Origin of the sequence: Pseudomonas cavernae (assembly GCF_003595175.1) — a bacterium.
Classification (GTDB): Bacteria; Pseudomonadota; Gammaproteobacteria; order Pseudomonadales; family Pseudomonadaceae; genus Aquipseudomonas; species Aquipseudomonas cavernae.
The window spans coordinates 2,164,184-2,188,555 of record NZ_CP032419.1; the positions used below are offsets into that span (position 1 = coordinate 2,164,184).

Sequence of the window (24,372 nt, forward strand, 5' to 3'; positions counted from 1 at the left end):
GATGAACAGCCAATACCGCAAGAATCTGCCCGGAACCCAGCTGGACTACTTCGATGCCCGCGCGGCGGCCGAAGCCATCCAGCCTGGTTCCTGGGCGAAGCTGCCCTATACCTCGCGCGTGCACGCCGAGAACCTGGTGCGCAAATGCGATCCGGCGATCCTCACCGAGTGCCTGACCCAGATCGTCGAAGGCAAGCAAGAGCGTGACTTCCCGTGGTTCCCGGCCCGCGTCGTCTGCCACGACATCCTCGGCCAGACTGCGCTGGTCGACCTCGCCGGCCTGCGCGACGCGATCGCCGACCAGGGCGGCGACCCGGCCCAGGTCAACCCGGTGGTGCCGGTCCAGCTGATCGTCGACCACTCGCTGGCCGTCGAGTGCGGCGGCTTCGACCCGCAAGCGTTCGAGAAGAACCGCGCCATCGAAGACCGCCGTAACGAAGACCGCTTCCACTTCATCAACTGGACGAAGAAAGCGTTCAAGAACATCGAAGTGATCCAGCCGGGCAACGGCATCATGCACCAGATCAATCTGGAGAAGATGTCGCCGGTAATCCACTCGGACAATGGCTTGGCCTACCCGGACACCTGCGTCGGCACCGACAGTCACACCCCGCACGTTGACGCGCTGGGCGTGATCGCCGTTGGCGTGGGCGGCCTGGAAGCCGAGAACGTCATGCTCGGCCGCGCCTCCTGGATGCGCCTGCCGGAAATCGTCGGCGTCGAGCTGACCGGCAAGCCGGCCGAAGGCATCACCGCCACCGATGTGGTGCTGTCCCTGACCGAATTCCTGCGTCAGTCGAAAGTCGTCGGCGCCTACCTGGAATTCCGTGGCGAGGGTGCTTCGGCCCTGACCCTCGGCGACCGCGCGACCATCTCCAACATGGCTCCGGAATACGGCGCCACCGCGGCGATGTTCTTCATCGACCAGCAGACCATCGACTACCTCAAACTCACCGGCCGTGACGACGAGCAAGTCAAGCTGGTTGAGACCTACGCGAAGGAAGCCGGTCTGTGGGCGGACAGCCTGAAGACCGCGCAGTACAAGCGCGTTCTGAGCTTCGACCTGTCCACCGTCGTGCGTACTCTGGCTGGCCCGTCCAACCCGCATCGCCGTCTGCCGGTCTCGGCACTGGCCGAGCGCGGCATCGCCGTGGATCTGGACAAGGCTCGTGCTCAGGAAGCTGACGGTCAGATGCCAGATGGCGCAGTGATCATCGCTGCCATCACCAGCTGCACCAACACCAGCAACCCGCGCAACGTGATCGCTGCCGGCCTGCTGGCACGTAACGCCAACAAGCTCGGTCTGACCCGCAAGCCGTGGGTGAAGTCCTCGCTGGCTCCGGGCTCCAAGACCGTTGCCCTGTACCTGGACGAGGCCGGCCTGACCGCAGATCTGGAGCAATTGGGCTTCGGCATCGTCGCCTTCGCGTGCACCACCTGCAACGGCATGTCCGGCGCGCTGGACCCGGTGATCCAGCAGGAAATTATCGACCGCGACCTGTACGCCACTGCCGTACTGTCGGGCAACCGTAACTTCGACGGCCGTATCCACCCGTACGCCAAGCAGGCCTTCCTGGCTTCGCCGCCACTGGTGGTTGCCTATGCCATCGCCGGTACCATCCGCTTCGATATCGAGAAGGATGTGCTGGCCGTGGTCGATGGCAAGGAAATCCGCCTGAAGGACATCTGGCCGAGCGACGAAGAAATCGACGCCGTGGTTAAGGCGGCGGTCAAGCCGGAGCAGTTCCGCAAGGTCTACATCCCGATGTTCGCCATCCAGGAAGACACTGGCCCAAAAGTCGAGCCGTTGTACGACTGGCGCGAGATGAGCACCTACATCCGTCGTCCGCCGTACTGGGAAGGCGCGTTGGCGGGTGAGCGTACCCTTAAAGGCATGCGTCCTCTGGCCGTACTGCCGGACAACATCACCACCGACCACCTGTCGCCGTCCAACGCGATCATGATGGATTCGGCCGCTGGCGAGTACCTGCACAAGATGGGCCTGCCGGAAGAGGACTTCAACTCCTACGCGACCCACCGTGGCGACCACCTGACTGCTCAGCGCGCAACCTTCGCCAACCCGCAGTTGGTGAACGAAATGGCCGTGGTCAATGGTGAGGTCAAGAAGGGCTCGCTGACCCGTATCGAGCCGGAAGGCAAGGTCACCCGTATGTGGGAAGCGATCGAGACCTACATGGATCGCAAGCAGCCGCTGATCATTGTCGCCGGCGCCGACTACGGTCAGGGCTCGTCCCGTGACTGGGCGGCCAAGGGCGTGCGTCTGGCGGGTGTGGAAGCGATCGCAGCTGAAGGCTTCGAGCGTATTCACCGCACCAACCTGATCGGCATGGGCGTGCTGCCGCTGGAGTTCAAACCGGGTACCACCCGCAAAACTCTGGGTCTGGACGGCACCGAGACCTACGACGTAGTCGGCGATCTCACCCCGCGTACCGATCTGACGCTGGTGATCAATCGTCGCAACGGCGAGCGTGTCGAAGTGCCGATGACCTGCCGTCTCGACACCGCGGAAGAAGTATCGGTCTACGAGGCCGGCGGTGTGCTGCAGCGCTTCGCCCAGGACTTCCTGGAATCGACTGCTACCGCTTAAGAAACGCTGAACGGTTCAGCGTTGCTTGCTCTGACAATCGACCCGGTGCCGCAAGGCCCCGGGTCGATTGTTAAACGGAGCAGGGCGGCGCAAACCCAATGAATCCGACCCATTCGTGGTGCTTCATGTGCCGCGGAATCTATCAGGACAACATTGCCATGGCCCACGTACCCCAGATCAAAGTTCCCGCCACCTATATCCGTGGCGGCACCAGCAAAGGCGTGTTCTTCCGTCTACAAGATTTGCCCGAGCGCTGCCAGGTGCCGGGCGAGGCCCGTGACAAGCTGTTCATGCGCGTGATCGGCAGCCCCGACCCTTATTCGGCGCACATCGACGGCATGGGTGGTGCCACCTCCAGCACCAGCAAATGCGTGATCCTGTCGAAGAGCAGCCAGCCCGATCACGATGTGGACTACCTCTACGGCCAGGTCTCCATCGACAAGGCCTTCGTCGACTGGAGCGGCAACTGCGGCAATCTGTCGACCGCCGCCGGCGCCTTCGCCCTGCACGCCGGGCTGGTCGATCCGGCGCGCATCCCGCAGAACGGCACCTGCGTGGTGCGCATCTGGCAAGCCAACATCCAGAAAACCATCATCGCCCATGTACCGGTCACCAATGGCCAGGTCCAGGAAACCGGCGACTTCGAGCTCGACGGCGTGACCTTCCCGGCCGCGGAAATCGTGCTGGAGTTCCTCGATCCGTCCGACGATGGCGAGGAAGGCGGCTCGATGTTCCCCACCGGCAACCTGGTGGACGACCTGGAAGTGCCAGGCATCGGCACGCTCAAGGCGACCATGATCAGCGCTGGGATTCCGACCGTGTTCGTCGAGGCCGAGGCCATCGGCTACAAGGGCACAGAGCTGCGTGAAGACATCAACACAAACCCCGAGGCATTGGCCCGCTTCGAGGCGATCCGCGTCGCCGGTGCCCTGCGCATGGGCTTGATCAAGACGGCCGAAGAGGCGGCCACCCGGCAGCACACGCCGAAGATCGCCTTCGTCGCCAAGCCGGTCGATTACCTTTCCTCCAGCGGCAAGACCGTAAGCGCCGGCGACGTGGATCTGCTGGCCCGCGCCCTGTCGATGGGCAAGCTGCACCACGCCATGATGGGCACCGCCGCCGTCGCCATCGGTACTGCCGCCGCGGTCCCCGGTACCCTGGTGAACCTCGCCGCCGGCGGCGGTGAACGCAGCGCCGTGCGCTTCGGCCACCCGTCGGGCACGCTGCGTGTCGGCGCCGAAGCCACCCAGGTCAACGGCGAATGGACCGTGACCAAGGCGATCATGAGCCGCAGCGCCCGGGTGCTGATGGAAGGCTGGGTCCGTGTGCCGGGCGATGCGTTCTAACAACGCCCCGGGAAAACGAAAAAGCCGGAGCGAAAGCCCCGGCTTTTTCGTTTCAGCAAGACGCAAGGGATGGATGGCGGAAACGCTGTATAGCCGTAGGATGGGTTGAGCAACGCTATACCCATCACTAAACCCTGCGCGGGTATCGCTGCGCTGCACCCACCCTACCTGCTAGCGAGTGGTTCGAAAGATGAGCGCCAACGTCGACCTCAACATCCGCCCCGATTACGACCAGGTCCTCCAGGACATTGCCGACTACGTCCTGAATTATAAGGTCGAGTCCGCCGAAGCCCTGAACACCGCCCGCAACTGCCTGATGGATACCCTCGGTTGTGGCCTGCTGGCCCTGCGCTTTCCCGAGTGCACCAAGCACCTCGGCCCGCTCGTCGAAGGCACTATCGTGCCGCATGGTGCTCGCGTACCGGGTACTACTTTCCGCCTTGATCCAGTCAAGGCCGCCTGGGACATCGGCGCGATGGTGCGTTGGCTGGACTTCAACGACACCTGGCTGGCGGCCGAGTGGGGCCACCCATCCGACAACCTTGGCGGCATCCTCGCCGTGGCCGACCACCTGTCGCAGAAGCGCATCGCCAAAGGCGATGCACCGCTGACCATGCGTGTCGTGCTGGAGGCCATGATCATGGCCCACGAAATCCAGGGTGTGTTCGCTCTGGAGAACTCCTTCAATCGCGTCGGCCTCGATCACGTGTTCCTGGTCAAGCTGGCCTCCACCGCCGTCACCGCCAAGCTGATGGGCGCCAACCGCGAGCAGCTGCTGTCCGCGCTGTCCCATGCCTGCGTCGACGGCCAGGCCCTGCGTACCTACCGTCACGCACCGAACGCCGGCTCGCGTAAGTCCTGGGCCGCCGGCGATGCCTCCAGCCGCGGCGTGCGCCTGGCTGATATCGCCATGCGTGGGGAAATGGGTATCCCCGGCGTGCTCACCGCGGCGCAGTGGGGCTTCTACGACGTGCTGTTCAGCCACACCAACAAGGACCTGGCGACCAAGCCGGCCGACCAGCGCCAGTTCAGCTTCCCGCAGGGCTTCGGCACCTACGTGATGGAGAACGTGCTGTTCAAGATCAGCTTCCCGGCCGAGTTCCACGCGCAGACTGCCTGCGAAGCCGCGGTCAAGTTACACCCGCAGGTCAAGGACAAGCTGGACCAGGTCGGGAGGATCGTCATCACCACCCAGGAATCGGCGATCCGCATCATCTCCAAGGTCGGCCCGTTGGCCAACGCCGCCGACCGCGATCACTGCATCCAGTACATGACCGCCGTGTCGCTGGCCTTCGGCAAGCTGGTGGCCGAGCAGTACGAAGATGACTTCCACGCCGCCAATCCGGTCATCGACGAGCTGCGCGAGAAAATGGAAATCGTCGAAGACGAGCGCTACACCCGCGAGTACCTGGAAGCCGACAAGCGCTCCATCGCCAACGCCGTGCAGGTGTTCTTCAAGGACGGTACTTCCACCGAGCAGGTTGCGGTCGAGTACCCGGTCGGCCACCGTCGCCGCCGCGCCGAAGGCATTCCGCTGCTGGAAGAGAAGTTCAAGGCCAATCTCGCTACCCGTTTTACCGGCCAGCGCAGCGCGGAAATCTTCGCCCTGTGCAAAGATCAGGCGAAGCTGGAAGCTACGCCGGTCCACCGTTTCATGGATCTGTTCGTGATCTGATGCGCTCCGGTTCCCCGTCCTGCGCTGCGCGGGGCGGATACCTTAGGCAGGAAAAGAAAAAGCCCGCATTTTGCGGGCTTTTTTGTTGCTCGGGTTGGCGATTATTTCAGGCGCCGTTCAACGCCTTTTTCCACCAGAATCTTGGCGGAGATCTCCTCCACCGAGAAGTGCGTGGAGTTGATGTAGTTGATGTTTTCCCGGCGTAACAGACTTTCCACCTCGCGCACCTCGAATTCGCATTGGGCGAAGCTGGCGTAGCGGCTGTTGGGTTTGCGCTCGTTACGAATCGCCGCCAGTCGGTCAGGGTCGATGGTCAGGCCGAACAGCTTGTGCTTGTAGAGTTTGAGCGCGGCCGGCAGCTGCAGGCGCTCCATGTCGTCTTCGGTCAGCGGGTAGTTGGCCGCCCGGATGCCATATTGCATGGCCATGTACAGACAGGTCGGCGTTTTGCCGCAGCGCGAGACACCGATCAGGATCAGGTCGGCCTTGTCGTAGTAATGGGTGCGCGCACCATCGTCGTTATCGAGGGCAAAGTTCACCGCCTCGATACGCTCCATGTAGTTGCCGCTGCTGGCGATCGAGTGCGACTTGCCGACGCTGTAGGACGAGCGGGAGGTCAGCTCTTGCTCCAGTGGGGCCAGGAAGGTGGAGAAAATGTCGATCATGAAGCCATCGGATTTGGCCAGAACGTCACGAATTTCCTGGTTCACCACGGTGTCGAAAATGATCGGCCGGGCACCATCATTCTCCGCAGCGGCGTTGATTTGTTGTACCATTGCGCGCGCTTTTTCAATGCTGTCGATGTACGGTCGCGTGAGCTTGCTGAACGTGATGGTCTCGAACTGCGCCAACAAGCTCTGGCCCAAGGTTTCGGCGGTGATGCCGGTGCCATCGGAGATGAAAAAAGCGGTTCGTTTCATTTGCGCCGTAGGCCTTAAGCTGGGATCGATTCTTGGCTATCATAGGCCCCCCTTTTGCCGGGCCTGTACTGGCCGGCATTGTGACTTATTTGCCAGGGCCAAAGCCACCGCACGCTGGCTTTCCCAAATTCAAGTGGAGAGATCACCTTGGTTGAGTACGTAGTTTCCCTCGATAAGCTCGGCGTCCACGATGTTGAGCATGTAGGGGGCAAGAACGCCTCCCTGGGCGAGATGATCAGTAACCTCGCTGGTGCCGGTGTCTCGGTTCCCGGCGGTTTCGCCACTACCGCTCAGGCCTATCGTGACTTCCTCGACCAAAGCGGTCTGAATGGCCGTATCCATGCCGCCCTCGATGCGTTGGACGTGGACGACGTGAATGCCCTGGTGAAAACCGGCGCGCAGATTCGCCAGTGGGTGATGGAAGCTGAGTTTCCCGAGCGTCTGAACGCCGAAATCCGCACCGCCTTCGCCTCCATGTCCAACGGCAATGACAACATGGCAGTCGCCGTGCGCTCTTCCGCCACCGCCGAAGACTTGCCGGACGCCTCCTTTGCCGGTCAGCAAGAAACCTTCCTGAACATTCGCGGCGTGGATAACGTGATCCGCGCGGCCAAAGAGGTGTTCGCCTCGTTGTTCAACGACCGTGCCATCGCCTACCGCGTGCACCAGGGCTTCGACCACAAGCTGGTCGCCCTGTCCGCCGGCGTGCAGCGCATGGTGCGTTCGGAAACCGGGACCGCCGGCGTGATGTTCACCCTGGATACCGAGTCGGGCTTCCGCGATGTGGTGTTCATTACCGGCGCTTACGGCCTCGGTGAGACCGTGGTGCAGGGCGCGGTCAACCCGGACGAGTTCTATGTCCACAAACAGACGCTGGAGGCCGGCCGTCCGGCCATCCTGCGCCGCAATCTGGGCAGCAAAGCGATCAAAATGGTCTATGGCGATGAAGCCAAGGCCGGTAAGTCGGTCAAAGTTGTGGATGTCGAGCACGCCGATCGCGCACGTTTCTGTCTGAGCGACGCCGAAGTGGCCGAGTTGGCCAAACAGGCGATGATCATCGAGAAGCACTACCAGCGGCCGATGGACATCGAGTGGGCCAAAGACGGCGACGACGGCAAGCTGTATATCGTCCAGGCGCGCCCGGAAACCGTGAAGAGCCGCAGCAGCGCCAACGTGATGGAGCGCTACTTGCTGAAGGAAACCGGCAAGGTGCTGGTCGAGGGCCGTGCCATCGGCCAGAAAATCGGCGCCGGTAAGGTGCGGGTGATCAACGATATCGCCGAAATGGACAAGGTCCAACCGGGCGACGTCCTGGTTTCCGACATGACCGACCCAGACTGGGAACCGATCATGAAGCGCGCCAGTGCCATCGTCACTAACCGTGGCGGCCGTACCTGTCACGCGGCGATCATCGCCCGTGAATTGGGTATTCCGGCAGTCGTCGGTTGCGGTAACGCCACTCAGGTGCTGAAGGATGGCCAGGGCGTCACCGTGTCCTGTGCTGAGGGCGACACCGGCTTCATCTTCGAGGGTGAGCTGGGCTTCGATATCCGCCAGAATTCGGTCGATGCCATGCCCGAGCTGCCGTTCAAGATCATGATGAACGTCGGCAACCCGGATCGCGCCTTCGACTTCGCCCAGCTGCCGAATGAAGGCGTGGGCCTGGCCCGCCTGGAGTTCATCATCAACCGCATGATCGGCGTGCATCCGAAGGCGCTGCTGAACTTCGCCAGCCTGCCGGCGGAGATCAGGGACAGCGTCGAGAAGCGCATCGCCGGTTACGACGATCCGGTCGGCTTCTATGTCGAGAAGCTGGTCGAGGGCATCAGCACTCTGGCCGCGGCGTTCTGGCCGAAGAAGGTCATCGTGCGCCTGTCGGACTTCAAGTCCAACGAGTATGCCAATCTGATCGGCGGCAAGCTCTACGAGCCGGAAGAAGAGAACCCGATGCTCGGCTTCCGTGGCGCTTCGCGCTACATCAGCGAGTCGTTCCGCGATTGCTTCGAGCTCGAATGCCGCGCGCTGAAGAAAGTCCGCAACGAGATGGGCCTGACCAACGTCGAGATCATGGTGCCCTTCGTGCGTACTTTGGGCGAAGCCAGTCAGGTCGTCGATTTGCTCGCCAGCAATGGCCTGAAGCGCGGCGAGAATGGCCTGAAAGTCATCATGATGTGCGAGCTGCCGTCCAACGCCATCTTGGCCGAAGAGTTCCTCGAGTTCTTCGACGGTTTCTCCATCGGCTCCAACGACCTGACCCAGCTGACCCTGGGCCTGGACCGTGACTCCGGGATCATTGCCCATCTGTTCGATGAGCGTAATCCGGCGGTCAAGAAGCTGCTGTCCAATGCCATCCAGGCCTGCCGCAAGGCCGGCAAGTACATCGGCATCTGCGGCCAGGGCCCTTCGGATCACCCGGATCTGGCCAAGTGGCTGATGGAGCAGGGCATCGAAAGCGTGTCCTTGAACCCGGACTCGGTCTTGGAAACCTGGTTCTTCCTGGCGGAAGGTCAGCAGGCCTGATACGCGTTCCTCACCATAAAAGGGGCGGGATTGATCCCGCCCTTTTTTGTGCCAGTAACAATTCATTGTCAGTAGTGGTATGCAAAGTAGTAGTGAGCTGTTCCCTGTCGCCCTGGTAAGTGCGGAGCTGCGTGGCGACCTGAGCGAAGATGTCTACCGCTTGAAGCCCGGTAACAGTCCGGACCGCAGTGTCGAGCTGGCGTTGACTCGTCTGGGCCTCCATCGCAGTGAGGGACGGCGTGGTACGCCGGTGATTCTGCTGCATGGCAGCTTTTCCAATCGACGTTTCTGGTACTCGCCCAAGGGCCTCGGGCTAGGCCCTTATCTGGCGCGGGCCGGCTTCGATGTATGGATCGCCGAGATGCGTGGTCACGGCCTGTCGCCGCGCAATCAGGCCTATCGCCATAACCGGGTAGCCGATTACGCCCGCTATGACCTGCCAGCGATTGCCGCCTTCGTGCGCGAGCAGAGCGACCAGGTTCCCCACTGGCTTGGTCATTCGCTGGGTGGCATCACCCTGGCGGCGGCTCTGGGTGGGCACTATCTGGGCGAGGCTGAAGCCGCCTCTGCGGCTTTGTTCGGCAGTCAGGTCAGTCGGGTCTACTGGCCCTTGAAGCTGCCTCCGCTGGAGTGGGGTGGGCGCCTGCTGCTCAAGCGTCTCGCGGTATTGTCCGGCGCTGGGCTCAAGCGCGGTCCGGAAGACGAGCCTATCGGTGTCGCGCTGGAAAGCTTGCGCTGGCACGGTCTGTTCGGCCGCTTCGGTGATGCCGGAGGCGACTGGTGGGCCGGGCTTTCCGAGGTGCAGGTGCCGCTATTGGCGGTCGGTTCTGCGGGTGATCATCAGGACCCGCCCTGGGCTTGCCGGAAGTTACTGGAGCAGTTCGGCTCGGCGCGCCGTGAGTTTCTCCACCTTGGCAGGAAAAACGGCTTTGCCGAGGACTACGGGCATATCGAAATGCTGCTGAGCAAGTCGGCGCAAAGTGAGGTCTGGCCGCTTGTCGTGCACTGGTTGCAGCAGTTGTGCTTGCCCGAGTTACCAGTCAGAGGCTAAGCCAGACGTAAAGCCAATTGCTCAGCTTTCTGGGTGGGCGCTCCCCGGTATGCCGCGTAGCAGAGCGGGCGGGCATTTCGCCTCGCGTGGCATCCGGCTAAGATGTGACGCGGAGTTGGCTTGCAGTCATTTCTGCTGCCACTGGAGGTGCCATGTTCGTTGCGCTCGAACGGTTACTGAATCTGGAAGAAGGTTATCGGCGGACCTTTCAGCTCGCCGGGCGTAACCTCTTACTCATGGTGGTTGACCGTCAGCCTCTGTTGCTGGAGAACCGTTGCCCGCATCAGGGCGTGCCTTTGCACAACGCTACCCTGGCCGGTTGGGTGTTGCGCTGTGCGCGACATGGGGTGGAGTTCGATTTTTTCAGCGGCCAGGCATTAAATGCACATTGTCCTGCACTGACTCGTTTTGAGCTGGTCTATGACGACGATCGTATCGGCGTCGACCTCTGACACTGTTTTCTCTTTACAGGAGTTTTCCCCATGCAATATGTCACTCCCGATCTGTGCGATGCCTACCCGGAGCTGGTGCAGGTGGTTGAGCCGATGTTCAGTAACTTTGGCGGTCGCGACTCCTTCGGCGGCGAAATCGTCACCATCAAGTGTTTCGAGGACAACTCCCTGGTCAAGGATCAGGTAGAGGTAGATGGTAAGGGCAAAGTGTTGGTCGTCGATGGTGGCGGCTCTCTGCGCCGTGCTCTGCTTGGTGACATGCTGGCCGAGAAGGCGGCGAAGAATGGCTGGGAAGGGCTGGTCGTCTATGGCTGCATTCGTGATGTCGACGTCATTGCCCAGACCGAGCTGGGTGTTCAGGCCCTGGCTAGCCACCCGATGAAGACGGATAAGCGTGGGATTGGCGACTTGAACGTGCCGGTGACTTTCGGTGGCGTGACATTCCGCCCGGGCGAATTCGTGTATGCCGATAACAACGGCATCATCGTTTCGCCCAAGCCGTTGGCAATGCCGGAGTAACGAGCAGAAAGCCTGGTGCCAACCGGGGTTTTTCTGAGGGCTGTCAGTAGTGGGGAGTGGGATGCTCGAGGAAGACAACTCGCAATGGGGGCTGGTCCACGCATTTGTCCTGGACGGCAAGGGAGGGGCGAAGCCTATTTCGCGCCAGCAACTGGATGAGTTGCAGCTCACTGAGGAGCAAAGCCTGTGGCTGCATTGGGATCGTGGTCATCCGCAGACGCACGCCTGGCTACGCAGCGCCAGCGGCCTGAATGAGTTCAGCTGCGACTTGCTGCTGGAGGAGAACACCCGTCCCCGTCTGCTGCCGTTGCCGAACAATGAGCTGCTGCTGTTTCTGCGCGGGGTAAATCTCAATCCAGGGGCGGAGCCCGAAGACATGGTCTCGGTGCGGATTTTCGCTGCGCCTCAGCGGATTATTTCCCTGCGCCTGCGGCCATTGCGGGCGACCGATCAACTGATCGATGAGCTGGAAAGGGGCGAAGGCCCGAAAAACCCCTCCGAGCTGCTGCTCTATCTCGCGCACCATCTGAGCGATAAGGTCGATGACTTGGTCGCAGGGCTGGCGGAGCAGGTTGATGGTGAGGAAGAGAAGATTGACGCCGACGAGCGCTACGCGCCGGACCATAGCCTGATGCTGCATATCCGTCGGCGCGCCGCCAGTTTACGGCGATTCCTTGCGCCGCAGCGGGACATTTATGCGCAGCTATCGCGTAACCGGCTGCCCTGGTTCGTCGACGGTAATGCCGATTACTGGAATGAGCTCAACAACCATCTGACCCGCAACCTTGAAGAGCTCGAGCTGATTCGCGAGCGGATAGGCTTGGTTCTGGAGTCCGAGCACCGGCGGATGAGCGAGCGAATGAGCCGTACCATGTACCGTTTCGGCATCATCACTGGGGTTTTTCTGCCGATGAGTTTTCTGACTGGGCTGTTGGGGATCAATGTCGGCGGTATCCCAGGGGCGGAAAGCCCCTATGGCTTCTTGATTGCCTGCCTACTCATCGCTGGGGTAGCGCTTGGTCAGTGGTGGTTGTTCCGCCGCTTGCGTTGGGTTTGATGTGACTTGTCGACTTTTCATCTCGTCTAGCCGACACATCCCAAGAGGTGCGCATGCGCGATCCGTTTGAAGAATCTCTCCGCGACCTGCTGAGAGCGTCGCCGTCGACCCATGACGATGATGCGACGCTAGGGCGCGTGCTGAAAACAGCCAACCGCCAGGTCGGCGCCGGTGATCTGTTCAGTCTGATGGGGCATTGGTTCGAGGCGCTGATGATGGCCTTGAACAAGGGCGCCGCCCATGTGGCCCCTGTTTCTCGCCGCACTTCTCCCGACCGTACTGCTGATAAGGCTGAGTGAAGATGGAATTCGACCCCTGGACTCAAGGTCTGGTCAACGCCATGACCAATGTATGGACGCCCGTCGCCGGCTTTATTCCACGCTTGTTTGGTGCGTTGGCGGTGGTCTTGCTTGGTTTCGTCGTGGCCAAGCTGCTCGACGCCTTGCTTTCCAAGCTTCTGGCCAAACTGGGCCTGGATCGCCTGATGGCTGGAACCGGTCTGACCAAGATACTTGGGCGTGTCGGCATCCAGGTGCCGGTCTCGACCCTGATCGGCAAGATCGTCTACTGGTTCGTATTGCTGATCTTCTTGGTTTCTGCGGCTGATTCGCTTGGCCTTGGGCGTGTTTCCGCCACGCTCGATGTGCTGGCGCTGTACCTGCCGAAAGTCCTGGGTGCTGCGCTGGTGGTGATTGTCGGCGTATTGCTGGCGCAACTGGTCAACAGTCTGGTGCGCGGCGCCGCCGAAGGCGTCGGGCTCGATTATGCCGGTGGCCTGGGGCGTTTTGCCCAGGGACTGGTCATCATCATCAGCATTTCGGTGGCCATTGGTCAGCTGGAGGTCAAAACCGAGCTGCTTAACAACGTGATCGCCATCGTGCTGATTTCGGTCGGTCTGGCGGTGGCCTTGGCGCTGGGGCTCGGCAGTCGTGAGCTGGCTGGGCAAATTCTTGCCGGCATATATGTGCGTGAGTTGTATCAGGTCGGGCAACAAGTCAAGGTGGGTGATGTCGAAGGCCAGATCGAGGAGATCGGCACGGTCAAGACCACCCTGCTGACGGAGGAGGGGGTATTGGTTTCCGTGGCCAATCGCATTCTTCTCGAGCAACAGGTGAGCAGTCGCTGAGGCGTCAATCCCTGCTAATGTATGTCGCCATCTGATGGCCCGGGCTCCGGGCCGTGGCGGCTATTCACCTGACTGTCGGCCCGACTCGTTTTGAATAAAGTCCAATCGCTACCTTCTCGCTATGACCCTCGCGAGCTCTCGGACGAAGAGCTGGTGGCGCGTGCTCATGGCGAGCTGTTTCACGTAACCCGAGCCTATGAAGAGCTGATGCGGCGCTACCAGCGCACGCTGTTTAACGTTTGTGCCCGCTATTTGGGAAATGAACGTGATGCGGATGATGTGTGTCAGGAAGTTATGTTGAAAGTGCTGTATGGCCTGAAAAATTTTGAGGGCAAGTCGAAGTTCAAAACTTGGCTATACAGCATTACTTACAACGAGTGTATTACCCAGTACCGGAAAGAGCGTAGGAAGCGCCGGCTGATGGATGCGCTGAGTCTGGATCCGTTGGAAGAGGCTTCCGAGGAGAAGACTCCCGCAGTTGCCGAGCAAGGTGGTCTGGATCGTTGGTTGGTCCATGTAAATCCGATTGATCGGGAAATTTTGGTATTGCGTTTTGTTGCGGAACTGGAGTTCCAGGAAATAGCCGACATCATGCACATGGGGCTTAGCGCGACGAAGATGCGTTACAAGCGAGCCCTGGACCGCTTGCGAGAAAAATTTGCTGGCGCGACCGAAACTTAGTTGGGGAAGATAGCTCCAATCGTTCGGGCGAACTCTGTTACAATCGCCCGCTGAGTTGTCCTGGAATTGTTAGACAACTTACTGACTACCAAGATGGGGATTTACGGATGAAATTGAAAAACGCCTTAGGCGTTGTAATTGGCTCTCTGATCGCTTCTGCCTCTCTTCAGGCGCTGGCTCAAGGCCAAGGTGCGGTAGAAGTGGAAGGCTTCGCCAAGAAGGAGATGTTCGACAGCGCTCGTGACTTCAAAAACAACGGCAACCTGTTCGGCGGCTCGATTGGCTACTTCCTGACCGACGACGTTGAATTGCGTCTGGGCTACGACGAAGTGCACAACGCTGTTGGCGAAGACGGTCGTAACATCAAGGGCTCGAACACTGCCCTGGATGCTCTGTACCACTTCAACGCCCCTGGCGACACGCTGCGTCCGTACGTCTCCGCAGGTTTCTCAGACCAGAGCATCGGTCAAACCGGCCGCAGCGGTCGTAACGGTTCCACTTTCGCCAACGTTGGCGGTGGTGCCAAGCTCTACTTCACCGAAAACTTCTATGCTCGTGCTGGCGTTGAAGCTCAGTACAACATCGACCAGGGCGACACCGAGTGGGCTCCAAGCGTTGGTATCGGCATGAACTTTGGTGGCGGCTCCAAGCCTGCTGCTCCAGTTCCTGCTCCGGCTGAAGTGTGCGCCGACAGCGACAACGATGGCGTGTGCGACAACGTCGACAAGTGCCCGGATACCCCGGCCAACGTCACCGTTGACGCCGACGGCTGCCCGGCTGCGGCCGAGGCCGTGCGGGTCGAGCTGGACGTGAAGTTCGACTTCGACAAGTCCAAGGTGAAAGAAGAAAGCTACGGCGACATCAAGAACCTGGCTGACTTCATGACCCAGTACCCATCGACCACCACCACCGTGGAAGGTCACACCGACTCCGTCGGTACCGATGCGTACAACCAGAAGCTGTCCGAGCGTCGCGCCAACGCGGTTAAAGACGTGCTGGTCAACCAGTACGGTGTCGGTGGTGAGCGCATCGAATCGGTCGGCTACGGCGAGTCCCGCCCGGTAGCGGACAACGCCACGGATGCCGGTCGCGCCGTCAACCGTCGCGTAGAAGCTGAAGTGGAAGCTCAAGCCAAGTAATGGCGTTGAGTGGTGAGAAAAACCCGGCCTCGGCCGGGTTTTTCTTTATCTGCACTCCGGGTTCCGTGGTTCAGGTATTTCCCGTGTAGTCATAACCGTATGATCGGTGGCCTTATCAGGCGGAGAGTGACGAGCTTGTTCTGTTTTAATCGCAACTCATTGTCATTGTTGAAATTTTTCCTGGTGACGGGTCTATTGCTTGGCGGTTGCCAAGGCCCGGGAAATTTACCGGTGGATATTCAACGTCTGCCAGAGCGGGTGGAATTGAGCGGCGTACCGTTCTTTGCGGAGTCGGCTTTTGATGGTGCTCCTGGAGCTTTGGCGACCGTGTTGTCGCAGCAAGGGGTGGTGACTACGCCGGGATTGGTCGCCAAGCAATTGAAGTTGCCTGAGGCGGAGTTGCAACTGGCGCAAAACATCCCGCGCGTAGCTCGCGAGCAAGGGTTCGTGGTCTATCCCCTTGGGGCCGGTCTTGCCGAGTTGCTGGATCAAGTTGCAGCGGGATTTCCAGTACTGGTGCGCTTCAGTGAAGGGCTCGGCTGGATGGCTTCGTCTCGCTATGCGGTGTTGGTCGGTTACGACCGCGCCCAGCAAACGCTTTTGCTGCGATCAGGGCAAAGCAAGCGCTGGCTGGCCGATTTCACAGCATTCAAGGATGACTGGGAGAAGGCGGGGCGTTGGTCGGTTCTGGTGCAGGCGCCGGCGCGCCTACCCGCAAGTGTGGACCCGCTGCGCTGGCGGCAGGCGGCGGCAGAGCTGGAACGAGTCGGCCAGGTGCAGGCGGCGGCTTCGGCATATCAGGCTTTAGAGGCGCCTTCGCAGCCTGTGAAGAGTAAAACGGCGCCCTGAGGCGCCGTTTTTTCTTAGACGCCCAGCTTGTCGCGCAGGCTGTAGTACCAGGCGCCAAGGGCGGTGAAAGGTACGCGGAAGACCTGTCCGCCAGGGAAGGGGTAGTGTGGTAACTCAGCGAAGGCATCGAAGCGCTCCGCTTGTCCACGCAGGGCCTCGGCCAGAACCTTGCCGGCAACATGGGTGTAGGTCACGCCATGGCCGCTGCAGCCCTGTGAGTAGTAGATGTTATGGCCCAGACGGCCAACCTGCGGTAGGCGCGAAAGGGTGAGCAGGAAGTTGCCGGTCCAGGCGTAGTCGATTTTCACATTTTTCAGTTGCGGGAAGGTCTTCAGCATCTTCGGGCGAATAATCGCCTCGATGTTGGCTGGGTCGCGCGCGCCATAGACCACGCCACCGCCGAAAATCAGGCGTTTGTCGCCTGAGAGCCGGTAGTAGTCGAGGAGATAGTTGCAGTCTTCTACGCAGTAGTCCTGAGGAAGCAGGCTCTTCGCTAGCTCGTCGGAAAGCCGCTCGGTGGTGATCACCTGGGTGCCGCACGGCATGGATTTGGCGGCTAGCTCTGGCAGCAAGTTGCCCAGGTAAGCATTGCCAGCGACCACAACGAACTTGGCTTTCACGTGCCCTTGGGGCGTGTGAACGACTGGCGCCGCTGTACGCTCAATTCGAATGGCGGGTGATTGCTCGTAGATCATGCCGCCAAGGGATTCGACCGCTGTGGCCTCGCCGAGCGCCAGATTGAGTGGGTGGATATGGCCGCCGCTCATGTCGAGCATGCCGCCTATGTAGTTGTCAGTGGCGGCAACTTCGCGGATGCGTTTGGCGTCTAACAGCTCTAGTTGGGTATGACCATAGCGTTCCCACAGACGTTTCTGCGACTCAAGGTGGGTCATCTGCTTGGCAGTGAGGGCAGCGAAGACGCCGCCGTCCTTCAGGTCGCATTGGATGCCGTACTTCTTAACGCGTTCGCGGATGATGCTTCCGCCTTCAAATGCCATGTCTCCGAGGAGCTGGGCATTTTTAGGGCTGACGCTGCGTTCAATGCTGTCGATGTCACGGCTGTAGCTATTGACGATCTGCCCGCCGTTGCGCCCCGATGCACCAAAACCTACCTTGGCTGCCTCCAAGATTACTACCTTGAAGCCATGTTCGAGTAGGAATAATGCAGTCGACAGGCCGGTATAGCCCGCGCCGATGATGCAGACATCAGTTTGGACTTCACCAAGTAGTTCTGGGCGCGCAGGCGTGGGATTAGCTGAGGCGGCGTAGTAGGACTGTGGGTAGGGGGTGTGCGTCATTTTGCAACCTATGTTCTTTATTTTTTACGACTGTTGCGATGCTAACTCAGCTGAAAATCCTCGGCTAGTCTGTGTGCAAAATATTTAACGCAGCAGTGAGCGCTAAAAAATCCACTTTTTCAGGCAGTTAGAATAAAAGCTGTTGACAGCAATGAGTAATTCCGTAGAATGCGCGGCCAATGGAGGCACATAGCTCAGTTGGTTAGAGCACCACCTTGACATGGTGGGGGTCGTTGGTTCGAGTCCAATTGTGCCTACCAAATTTAAAGGGTCGCGTAAGCGGCCCTTTTTTATTGCGCAGCTTGTCAGGGCTGCGGCTTTCTGAAAGCATCCCGTTTCTTCGCATCCAGTGACTCTGGTTCGGTTTCAGGTAGGCCTTTGGGCTCCTGCCACTGTGAGGCAGGTACACCGCCGGATCGCTTACTGGCTCATCCCAACCCACGTGACCTTTGGTAGGGGTCACCACTAGGAGAGGAGGCGCCATGCCCATCATTACTCTTCCCGACGGCAGTCAGCGCTCGTTTGATCACCCGGTTACCGTGGCTGGGGTGGCTCAGTCCATTGGTGCTGGCCTGGCCAAAGCTACTTTGGCTGGTAAGGTCGATGGTCGTTTGGTAGATGCCGGTGATCTGATTGATAGCGATGCCAGCCTGCAAATCATCACGCCGAAAGACGAGGAGGGGTTGGAGATCATTCGCCATTCCTGCGCCCATCTAGTCGGTCATGCGGTCAAGCAGCTCTATCCGGCGGCGAAAATGGTGATCGGTCCTGTCATCGATGAGGGCTTCTATTACGACATCGCTTACGAGCGGCCCTTCACTCAGGAAGATCTCGCCGCCATCGAGCAGCGCATGCAGCAGTTGATCGACAAGGATTACGACGTCATTAAGAGAGTGACGCCGCGTGCCGAGGTGATCGAATTGTTCAGGGCGCGGGGCGAGGAGTACAAGCTGAGGCTGGTCGATGACATGCCTGATGAGAAGGCTATGGGCCTGTACTTCCATGAAGAGTATGTGGACATGTGCCGTGGTCCGCACGTGCCTAATACGCGCTTCCTTAAAGCATTCAAGCTGACCAAGTTGTCCGGCGCCTATTGGCGTGGTGATGCCAAGAACGAGCAGCTGCAGCGCATTTATGGCACTGCCTGGGCGGACAAGAAGCAACTGGCTGCCTACATCACTCGCATCGAAGAAGCGGAGAAGCGCGATCACCGCAAGCTTGGCAAGCGCCTGGATTTGTTCCATACCCAGGAAGAAGCGCCCGGCATGGTGTTCTGGCATCCGAATGGTTGGACTTTGTATCAGGTGCTTGAGCAGTACATGCGCTGTGTGCAGCGGGAAAATGGCTATCTGGAAGTGAAGACTCCCCAGGTTGTCGATCGCAGTCTGTGGGAGAAATCCGGGCACTGGGCGAACTACGCCGAGAACATGTTTACCACTGAGTCGGAAAGTCGCGACTATGCGATCAAGCCGATGAACTGCCCCTGCCATGTGCAGATTTTCAACCAGGGGCTGAAGAGCTATCGCGAATTGCCGATGCGCTTGGCTGAGTTCGGTGCTTGCCACCGCAATGAGCCGTCAGGTGCGCTGCATGGCATCATGCGGGTGCGTGGTTTCACGCAGGACGATGCACACATTTTCTGTACTGAAGATCAAATGCAGGCCGAGTCTGCGGACTTCATCAAGCTAACCCTGGATGTCTATGCCGATTTCGGTTTCGCCGACATTCAGCTGAAGCTGTCGACTCGTCCGGAAAAACGGGTCGGTTCCGATGAGTTGTGGGATCGTGCTGAGGCGGCTTTGGCTTCGGCGCTGGAAAGCGCCGGTCTGCCTTACGACTTGCAGCCGGGGGAGGGGGCTTTCTATGGGCCGAAGATCGAGTTCTCCCTGAAGGATTGTCTGGGTCGGGTGTGGCAGTGTGGTACCCTGCAGCTCGACTTCAATCTGCCGGTTCGCCTTGGTGCTGAGTTTGTCGGCGAGGATAACAGTCGCAAGCACCCAGTGATGCTACATCGCGCGATCCTCGGTTCTTTCGAGCGCTTCATCGGCATGCTGATTGAGCACTACGAGGGGGCGTTCCCTGCTTGGCTGGCGCCAACCCAGGCGGTGATCATGAATATCACCGACAAGCAGTCAGAATTCGCCCTTGAGGTGGAGAAAACCCTCAATCAAAGCGGGTTCCGTGCCAAGTCCGACTTGAGAAACGAAAAAATCGGCTTTAAAATCCGCGAGCATACTTTGCTCAAGGTTCCCTATCTCCTGGTTATTGGTGATAGAGAAGTCGAAATGCAAACGGTCGCCGTGCGTACCCGTGAAGGTGCTGATCTGGGCTCGATGCCCGTCGCTCAATTCGCAGAATTCCTTGCGCAGGCGGTTTCCCGGCGTGGTCGCCAAGATTTGGAGTAATCATTATTAAGCGTGAAATGAGACAGGATAAACGAACTGCACCGAAAGCCCCGATCAACGAGAATATCTCGGCACGCGAGGTTCGGTTAATTGGCGCTGACGGCGAGCAGATTGGCATCGTCTCGATTGATGAAGCGCTTCGAGTGGCTGAAGAAGCCAAGCTGGATCTGGTAGAAATCTCCGCTGATGCAGTGCCGCCTGTCTGCCGCATCATGGATTACGGCAAGCATCTGTTTGAGAAAAAGAAACAGGTCGCTGCCGCGAAGAAGAACCAGAAGCAGGTTCAGATTAAAGAAATTAAGTTTCGTCCAGGGACGGAAGAAGGGGATTACCAGGTAAAACTACGCAACCTGGTACGTTTCCTAAGTGATGGGGACAAGGCCAAGGTATCCCTGCGATTCCGTGGTCGTGAGATGGCTCACCAGGAGTTGGGGATGGAACTGTTGAAGCGGGTCGAAGTCGATCTCGCCGAATACGGTACCGTCGAACAGCATCCTAAGCTGGAAGGACGCCAGCTGATGATGGTCATCGCCCCCAAAAAGCGAAAATAATCTCCAGGGCACTGGCAGGCCTTGTGGTTATGTGTAATTGACTGAATGCGGAGTATCCGAACATGCCAAAGATGAAAACCAAGAGTGGCGCTGCGAAGCGCTTCAAGAAAACTGCTGGTGGCCTCAAGCACAAGCACGCTTTCAAGAGCCACATCCTCACCAAAATGACTACCAAACGTAAGCGTCAATTGCGTGGCACCTCCATGCTGCACAAATCTGATGTCGCTCGTGTAGAGCGTTCGCTGCGTCTGCGTTGATTTCCGGTCTAGGTCAAGAGGATTAATTCATGGCTCGTGTTAAGCGTGGCGTTATTGCCCGTGCCCGTCACAAAAAAATTCTGAAACTCGCCAAAGGCTACTACGGTGCGCGTTCGCGTGTATTCCGTGTTGCCAAGCAAGCGGTAATCAAGGCTGGCCAATATGCCTACCGTGACCGCCGTCAGCGCAAGCGTCAGTTCCGTGCTCTGTGGATCGCCCGTATCAACGCTGGTGCTCGTGTCAACGGTCTGTCCTACAGCCGTCTGATCGCCGGTCTGAAGAAGGCGTCCGTCGAGATCGATCGTAAGGTTCTGGCCGATCTGGCAGTGAACGAAAAAGCGGCGTTTGCTGCGATTGTCGAGAAAGCGAAAGCCGTCCTGGCTTAAGTCCCCGACAATCACCGGGTTCGCCCGGTGCTAAACGTCACCAATAGGGGAAGAGCCTTCGTGCTCTTCCCCTATTTCGTATCTGGAGTCCGTACATGGAAAACCTGGATGCGCTGGTCTCGCAAGCGCTTGAGGCCGTGCAACATACCGAAGACGTCAATGCCCTGGAGCAGATCCGGGTTCATTATCTCGGCAAGAAAGGCGAGCTGACTCAGGTGATGAAGACCCTGGGCGATTTGCCGGTTGAAGAGCGGCCGAAAGTCGGTGCCCTGATCAACGTGGCGAAAGAGCGCGTGCAGGAGGCCCTGAATACGCGTAAAGCAACGCTGGAGCAGGCCGCCCTGAGCGCCAAGTTGGCTGCCGAGTGTATTGACGTGACTTTGCCGGGGCGTGGTCAGGTTTCTGGTGGTCTGCACCCGGTTACCCGCACCCTGGAACGGGTCGAGCAGTTCTTCACGCATATCGGCTACAACGTCGCCGAGGGGCCTGAAGTCGAAGACGACTATCACAACTTCGAGGCCCTCAACATCCCTGGCCACCATCCGGCGCGGGCGATGCACGACACTTTTTATTTCAATGCGAACATGTTGCTGCGCACCCATACCTCGCCGGTGCAGGTGCGCACGATGGAGTCGCAGCAACCACCGATCCGCATCGTTTGCCCGGGTCGGGTCTATCGCTGCGATTCAGATATCACCCACTCGCCGATGTTCCATCAAGTCGAAGGTTTGCTGATCGACGAAGGCATCAGCTTTGCCGATCTGAAGGGCACCATCGAGGAGTTTCTGCGGGTGTTCTTCGAGAAGGACTTGGGTGTGCGTTTCCGCCCATCCTTCTTCCCCTTCACCGAGCCGTCGGCAGAAGTCGATATGCAGTGTGTGATGTGCAGTGGCAAAGGCTGTCGTGTATGCAAGCAGACCGGCTGGCTGGAAGTGATGGGCTGCGGCATGGTGCACCCGAATGTTTTGCGCATGTCGGGCATCGATTCCGAAAAATATCAAGGCTTCGCCTTTGGTATGGGGGTCGAGCGTTTGGCGATGCTGCGTTATGGCGTCAATGATTTGCGCCTGTTCTTCGATAACGACCTGCGATTCCTGGCGCAATTTCGCTAGAACTCGCACGACCGTAACCGAATTGATTGGGAGAGCAGGATGAAATTCAGTGAACAGTGGCTGCGGGGCTGGGTAAATCCGCAGGTTTCCCGTGATGAATTGGTAGCTCGTCTGTCCATGGTCGGCCTCGAGGTCGACAGCGTGACTCCGGCTGCCGGCAATTTCTCCGGAGTGGTGGTGGGTGAGGTGCTCAGCACGGAGCCGCACCCGGATGCTGACAAGTTGCGCGTTTGCCAGGTGAGCAACGGCGCCGAATCTTTCCAGGTGGTCTGCGGTGCCCCCAATGTTCGCCCCGGGTTGAAGATTCCGTTCGCCATGATTGGCGCGGAGCTGTCTGGCGACTTCACGATCAAAAAGGCCAAGCTACGCGGGATCGAGTCCAACGGCATGCTCTGCTCGGCGTCTGAATTGCAGATCAGCGAAGACAATAATGGCCTAATGGAGTTGGCCGCCGATGCTCCGGTCGGCGAGAGCATTCGCACCTATCTCGGGCTGGATGATGTGAGCATCGAGCTTGGCTTGACGCCCAACCGCGGTGACTGTTTGTCGATTGCAGGTTTGGCCCGTGAAGTAGGAGCCATCTACGCCGCCGAGGTTAGTCCGATGTTGGTCGAGCCTGTTGCGGCGGGCCATGATGAAGTACGGCCAGTCGAAGTCTCGGCGCCACAGGCTTGCCCGCGCTATTTGGGACGAGTGATTCAAAATGTCGACCTGTCTCGGCCGACGCCGCTGTGGATGGTCGAGCGCCTGCGCCGTTCGGATATCCGTAGCATCAATGCTGCCGTCGATGTCACCAACTACGTGATGCTAGAGCAAGGCCAGCCGATGCATGCGTTTGATCTTGCCGAAATCAATGGCGGGATTCGAGTGCGCATGGCAGAAGAGGGCGAGAAGCTGGTGCTGCTCGATGGTCAGGAAGTCAGCCTGCGGGCCGATACCCTGGTAATCGCCGACCACCAGCGCGCGCTGGCAATTGCCGGTGTGATGGGGGGCGAGCATAGCGGGGTGAGCAACGCAACTCGCGATGTGTTCCTGGAGAGCGCGTTCTTCGACACCATTGCTTTGGCCGGTAAGGCGCGCTCCTATGGCCTGCATACGGACTCTTCGCACCGGTTCGAGCGTGGCGTGGACTCCCAGTTGGCGCGGAAGGCCATGGAGCGTGCCACTGCTCTGTTGATCGAAATTATGGGTGGTGAGGCGGGGCCGATCATTGAGGTGGTCAGCGAGGCGAGCTTGCCGCGTGTCGCACCGATTACCCTGCGTGCCGAGCGCATTGCTCAGATGCTTGGTCTTGAGATGGACTCGGCTGAAGTCGAGCGCCTGCTGAGAGCTCTGGGCCTGACCGTGAGCAGCCAGGGTGTTGGGTTATGGCAGGTCGGGGTGCCAAGCCATCGCTTCGATATCACTCTGGAAGTCGACTTGATCGAAGAGCTCGGGCGTCTCTATGGCTACAACCGCTTGCCGGTTCGTTATCCGCAAGCGCGTCTGGCGCCCCAGGCCAAGGCGGAAGCTCGTTCTGAGTTGCCGGCACTACGCCGTTTGCTGGTGGCGCGTGGCTATCAAGAGGCTATCACCTATAGCTTCATCGATCCGAAGCTGTTCGAGCTGTTCAATCCGGGCGTTGAGCCACTGCAATTGGCCAACCCGATTTCTGCCGATATGTCTGCCATGCGCTCCTCGCTGTGGCCGGGTTTGGTCAAAGCGCTGCAGCACAACCTGAATCGCCAACAGTCGCGTGTGCGTCTGTTTGAAAGCGGACTGCGCTTTGTCGGTCAGTTGCCGGGACTCAAGCAGGAGGCGATGCTGGCTGGCGTAATCACCGGTAGCCGTTTGCCTGAGGCATGGGCCAATGGACGTGAAGGTGTGGACTTCTACGATCTGAAAGCGGATGTCGAGGCGTTGTTAAGCCATGCTGGAGCCGTCGAATCTTTCCGCTTCGTGCCGGGCGAACATCCCGCGCTGCATCCAGGGCAGACGGCACAGGTCGAGCGCGATGGGCGTCTGGTTGGCTTTATCGGGGCGATCCATCCGGAGCTGGCTCGGTCGCTTGGCCTCGAGCAGCCGCTCTATCTCTTCGAATTGGTATTGTCCGAAGTTGCTCAGGGACGCTTGCCGAAGTTCAGCGAACTGTCGCGTTTCCCTGAAGTTCGCCGTGATTTGGCACTGTTGGTGGGGCGTGATGTCGCTGCCGAGGCGGTGCTGGCGACTATCCGTGAGGCGGCCGGTGAGTGGCTAACGGACCTCAGGCTGTTTGACGTGTATCACGGTAAAGGCATTGATCCACATAGAAAAAGCCTGGCCGTCGGCTTGACCTGGCAACATCCATCGCGCACTCTTAATGACGATGAGGTGAGTAGTACAACGCAAAACATCCTTACCTCGCTGGAACAAAGGTTCAATGCCACGTTAAGGAAGTAACG

21 protein-coding genes, 1 tRNA gene and 1 pseudogene are annotated in these 24,372 nt (G+C 59.4%); 20 read left to right on the forward strand and 3 right to left on the reverse strand.

Annotated features, from left to right (window positions below; all coding sequences use genetic code 11):
- Position 1: 1 nt before the first annotated feature.
- From acnD to prpD, 3 genes are all read left to right on the forward strand, one after another.
- On the forward strand, positions 2-2,608 hold the full coding sequence (acnD, locus tag D3880_RS10020; protein ID WP_119893325.1) for a Fe/S-dependent 2-methylisocitrate dehydratase AcnD: 2,607 nt from the start codon (positions 2-4) through the stop codon (positions 2,606-2,608).
- Between the two features lie 158 nt (positions 2,609-2,766).
- A complete protein-coding gene (gene prpF, locus D3880_RS10025; RefSeq protein ID WP_119895710.1) occupies positions 2,767-3,954 on the forward strand; it encodes a 2-methylaconitate cis-trans isomerase PrpF in 1,188 nt (395 codons plus the stop codon).
- 190 nt (positions 3,955-4,144) lie between these two features.
- Entirely contained in the window at positions 4,145-5,629 is a 1,485-nt protein-coding gene (gene prpD, locus D3880_RS10030; RefSeq protein ID WP_119893326.1) for a 2-methylcitrate dehydratase, read from the forward strand.
- 101 nt (positions 5,630-5,730) lie between these two features.
- On the opposite strand, the gene ppsR is transcribed toward prpD, so the two are convergent.
- Positions 5,731-6,549, reverse strand: coding sequence for a posphoenolpyruvate synthetase regulatory kinase/phosphorylase PpsR (gene ppsR / locus D3880_RS10035; protein ID WP_119893327.1), 819 nt, complete (start codon positions 6,547-6,549; stop codon positions 5,731-5,733).
- 14 nt (positions 6,550-6,563) lie between these two features.
- Positions 6,564-6,750, reverse strand: a pseudogene (locus D3880_RS23375) (hypothetical protein).
- Between D3880_RS23375 and ppsA the strand changes: the two are divergent.
- The 10 genes from ppsA to D3880_RS10090 all read left to right on the forward strand — a co-directional run bounded on the left by ppsA (position 6,697) and on the right by D3880_RS10090 (position 15,943).
- Positions 6,697-9,069 carry a phosphoenolpyruvate synthase gene (gene ppsA / locus D3880_RS10045; protein WP_119893328.1) on the forward strand — a complete coding sequence of 791 codons (2,373 nt, stop codon included), beginning with the start codon at positions 6,697-6,699 and terminating at the stop codon, positions 9,067-9,069. The pseudogene D3880_RS23375 and the gene ppsA overlap by 54 nt on opposite strands.
- A gap of 79 nt (positions 9,070-9,148) precedes the next feature.
- Positions 9,149-10,120 carry an alpha/beta fold hydrolase gene (locus D3880_RS10050; protein ID WP_119893329.1) on the forward strand — a complete coding sequence of 324 codons (972 nt, stop codon included), beginning with the start codon at positions 9,149-9,151 and terminating at the stop codon, positions 10,118-10,120.
- Between the two features lie 152 nt (positions 10,121-10,272).
- Positions 10,273-10,572, forward strand: coding sequence for a Rieske (2Fe-2S) protein (locus tag D3880_RS10055; RefSeq protein ID WP_119893330.1), 300 nt, complete (start codon positions 10,273-10,275; stop codon positions 10,570-10,572).
- A gap of 30 nt (positions 10,573-10,602) precedes the next feature.
- A complete protein-coding gene (rraA, locus tag D3880_RS10060) occupies positions 10,603-11,091 on the forward strand; it encodes a ribonuclease E activity regulator RraA (RefSeq protein ID WP_119893331.1) in 489 nt (162 codons plus the stop codon).
- A 61-nt stretch (positions 11,092-11,152) separates the two neighbouring features.
- Positions 11,153-12,148: a zinc transporter ZntB gene (locus D3880_RS10065; RefSeq protein WP_119893332.1), complete on the forward strand. Its 996-nt coding sequence runs from the start codon at positions 11,153-11,155 to the stop codon at positions 12,146-12,148.
- Positions 12,149-12,201: 53 nt separating this feature from the next.
- The gene (locus tag D3880_RS10070; RefSeq protein WP_119893333.1) at positions 12,202-12,447 is read left to right on the forward strand and encodes a CrfX protein; all 246 of its coding nucleotides are present in this window, start codon (positions 12,202-12,204) and stop codon (positions 12,445-12,447) included.
- 2 nt (positions 12,448-12,449) lie between these two features.
- The gene (locus D3880_RS10075; protein WP_119893334.1) at positions 12,450-13,274 is read left to right on the forward strand and encodes a mechanosensitive ion channel family protein; all 825 of its coding nucleotides are present in this window, start codon (positions 12,450-12,452) and stop codon (positions 13,272-13,274) included.
- Between the two features lie 90 nt (positions 13,275-13,364).
- Positions 13,365-13,955, forward strand: coding sequence for an RNA polymerase sigma factor SigX (gene sigX / locus D3880_RS10080; RefSeq protein ID WP_119893335.1), 591 nt, complete (start codon positions 13,365-13,367; stop codon positions 13,953-13,955).
- A 107-nt stretch (positions 13,956-14,062) separates the two neighbouring features.
- Positions 14,063-15,094 carry an OmpA family protein gene (locus D3880_RS10085; RefSeq protein ID WP_119893336.1) on the forward strand — a complete coding sequence of 344 codons (1,032 nt, stop codon included), beginning with the start codon at positions 14,063-14,065 and terminating at the stop codon, positions 15,092-15,094.
- 135 nt (positions 15,095-15,229) lie between these two features.
- Positions 15,230-15,943: a PA2778 family cysteine peptidase gene (locus D3880_RS10090; RefSeq protein ID WP_420800870.1), complete on the forward strand. Its 714-nt coding sequence runs from the start codon at positions 15,230-15,232 to the stop codon at positions 15,941-15,943.
- 14 nt (positions 15,944-15,957) lie between these two features.
- Here D3880_RS10090 and D3880_RS10095 read toward each other — a convergent pair whose 3' ends face one another.
- Positions 15,958-17,241 carry an NAD(P)/FAD-dependent oxidoreductase gene (locus D3880_RS10095; RefSeq protein ID WP_119893338.1) on the reverse strand — a complete coding sequence of 428 codons (1,284 nt, stop codon included), beginning with the start codon at positions 17,239-17,241 and terminating at the stop codon, positions 15,958-15,960.
- A gap of 183 nt (positions 17,242-17,424) precedes the next feature.
- On the opposite strand from D3880_RS10095, the gene D3880_RS10100 reads away from it, so the two are divergent.
- The 7 genes from D3880_RS10100 (at position 17,425) to pheT (ending at position 24,370) form a co-directional block, all read left to right on the forward strand.
- Positions 17,425-17,501 (forward strand) — tRNA-Val (locus D3880_RS10100).
- Between the two features lie 222 nt (positions 17,502-17,723).
- The gene (thrS, locus tag D3880_RS10105; RefSeq protein ID WP_119893339.1) at positions 17,724-19,646 is read left to right on the forward strand and encodes a threonine--tRNA ligase; all 1,923 of its coding nucleotides are present in this window, start codon (positions 17,724-17,726) and stop codon (positions 19,644-19,646) included.
- The gene (gene infC / locus D3880_RS10110; RefSeq protein WP_177412196.1) at positions 19,646-20,197 is read left to right on the forward strand and encodes a translation initiation factor IF-3; all 552 of its coding nucleotides are present in this window, start codon (positions 19,646-19,648) and stop codon (positions 20,195-20,197) included. The genes thrS and infC overlap by 1 nt, the downstream gene beginning before the upstream one ends.
- Before the next feature lie 62 nt (positions 20,198-20,259).
- Complete coding sequence (gene rpmI / locus D3880_RS10115) at positions 20,260-20,454, forward strand: 50S ribosomal protein L35 (RefSeq protein WP_119893341.1); 195 nt, start codon at positions 20,260-20,262, stop codon at positions 20,452-20,454.
- Between the two features lie 29 nt (positions 20,455-20,483).
- Complete coding sequence (gene rplT, locus D3880_RS10120; RefSeq protein WP_119893342.1) at positions 20,484-20,840, forward strand: 50S ribosomal protein L20; 357 nt, start codon at positions 20,484-20,486, stop codon at positions 20,838-20,840.
- Between the two features lie 95 nt (positions 20,841-20,935).
- The gene (gene pheS, locus D3880_RS10125) at positions 20,936-21,952 is read left to right on the forward strand and encodes a phenylalanine--tRNA ligase subunit alpha (protein ID WP_119893343.1); all 1,017 of its coding nucleotides are present in this window, start codon (positions 20,936-20,938) and stop codon (positions 21,950-21,952) included.
- Positions 21,953-21,991: 39 nt separating this feature from the next.
- Positions 21,992-24,370, forward strand: coding sequence for a phenylalanine--tRNA ligase subunit beta (gene pheT / locus D3880_RS10130; RefSeq protein WP_119893344.1), 2,379 nt, complete (start codon positions 21,992-21,994; stop codon positions 24,368-24,370).
- Positions 24,371-24,372: the final 2 nt, after the last annotated feature.

Coding starts and splice junctions, on each gene's coding strand:
- D3880_RS10085 (WP_119893336.1), top strand. CDS start 14,063: ATGAAATTGAAAAACGCCTTAGGCGTTGTAATTGGCTCTCTGATCGCT.
- D3880_RS10095 (WP_119893338.1), bottom strand. CDS start 17,241: ATGACGCACACCCCCTACCCACAGTCCTACTACGCCGCCTCAGCTAAT.
- rraA (WP_119893331.1), top strand. CDS start 10,603: ATGCAATATGTCACTCCCGATCTGTGCGATGCCTACCCGGAGCTGGTG.
- D3880_RS10070 (WP_119893333.1), top strand. CDS start 12,202: ATGCGCGATCCGTTTGAAGAATCTCTCCGCGACCTGCTGAGAGCGTCG.
- pheT (WP_119893344.1), top strand. CDS start 21,992: ATGAAATTCAGTGAACAGTGGCTGCGGGGCTGGGTAAATCCGCAGGTT.
- D3880_RS10075 (WP_119893334.1), top strand. CDS start 12,450: ATGGAATTCGACCCCTGGACTCAAGGTCTGGTCAACGCCATGACCAAT.
- thrS (WP_119893339.1), top strand. CDS start 17,724: ATGCCCATCATTACTCTTCCCGACGGCAGTCAGCGCTCGTTTGATCAC.
- prpD (WP_119893326.1), top strand. CDS start 4,145: ATGAGCGCCAACGTCGACCTCAACATCCGCCCCGATTACGACCAGGTC.
- rpmI (WP_119893341.1), top strand. CDS start 20,260: ATGCCAAAGATGAAAACCAAGAGTGGCGCTGCGAAGCGCTTCAAGAAA.
- ppsR (WP_119893327.1), bottom strand. CDS start 6,549: ATGAAACGAACCGCTTTTTTCATCTCCGATGGCACCGGCATCACCGCC.
- prpF (WP_119895710.1), top strand. CDS start 2,767: ATGGCCCACGTACCCCAGATCAAAGTTCCCGCCACCTATATCCGTGGC.
- D3880_RS10065 (WP_119893332.1), top strand. CDS start 11,153: ATGCTCGAGGAAGACAACTCGCAATGGGGGCTGGTCCACGCATTTGTC.
- D3880_RS10050 (WP_119893329.1), top strand. CDS start 9,149: ATGCAAAGTAGTAGTGAGCTGTTCCCTGTCGCCCTGGTAAGTGCGGAG.
- pheS (WP_119893343.1), top strand. CDS start 20,936: ATGGAAAACCTGGATGCGCTGGTCTCGCAAGCGCTTGAGGCCGTGCAA.
- rplT (WP_119893342.1), top strand. CDS start 20,484: ATGGCTCGTGTTAAGCGTGGCGTTATTGCCCGTGCCCGTCACAAAAAA.
- acnD (WP_119893325.1), top strand. CDS start 2: ATGAACAGCCAATACCGCAAGAATCTGCCCGGAACCCAGCTGGACTAC.
- D3880_RS10055 (WP_119893330.1), top strand. CDS start 10,273: ATGTTCGTTGCGCTCGAACGGTTACTGAATCTGGAAGAAGGTTATCGG.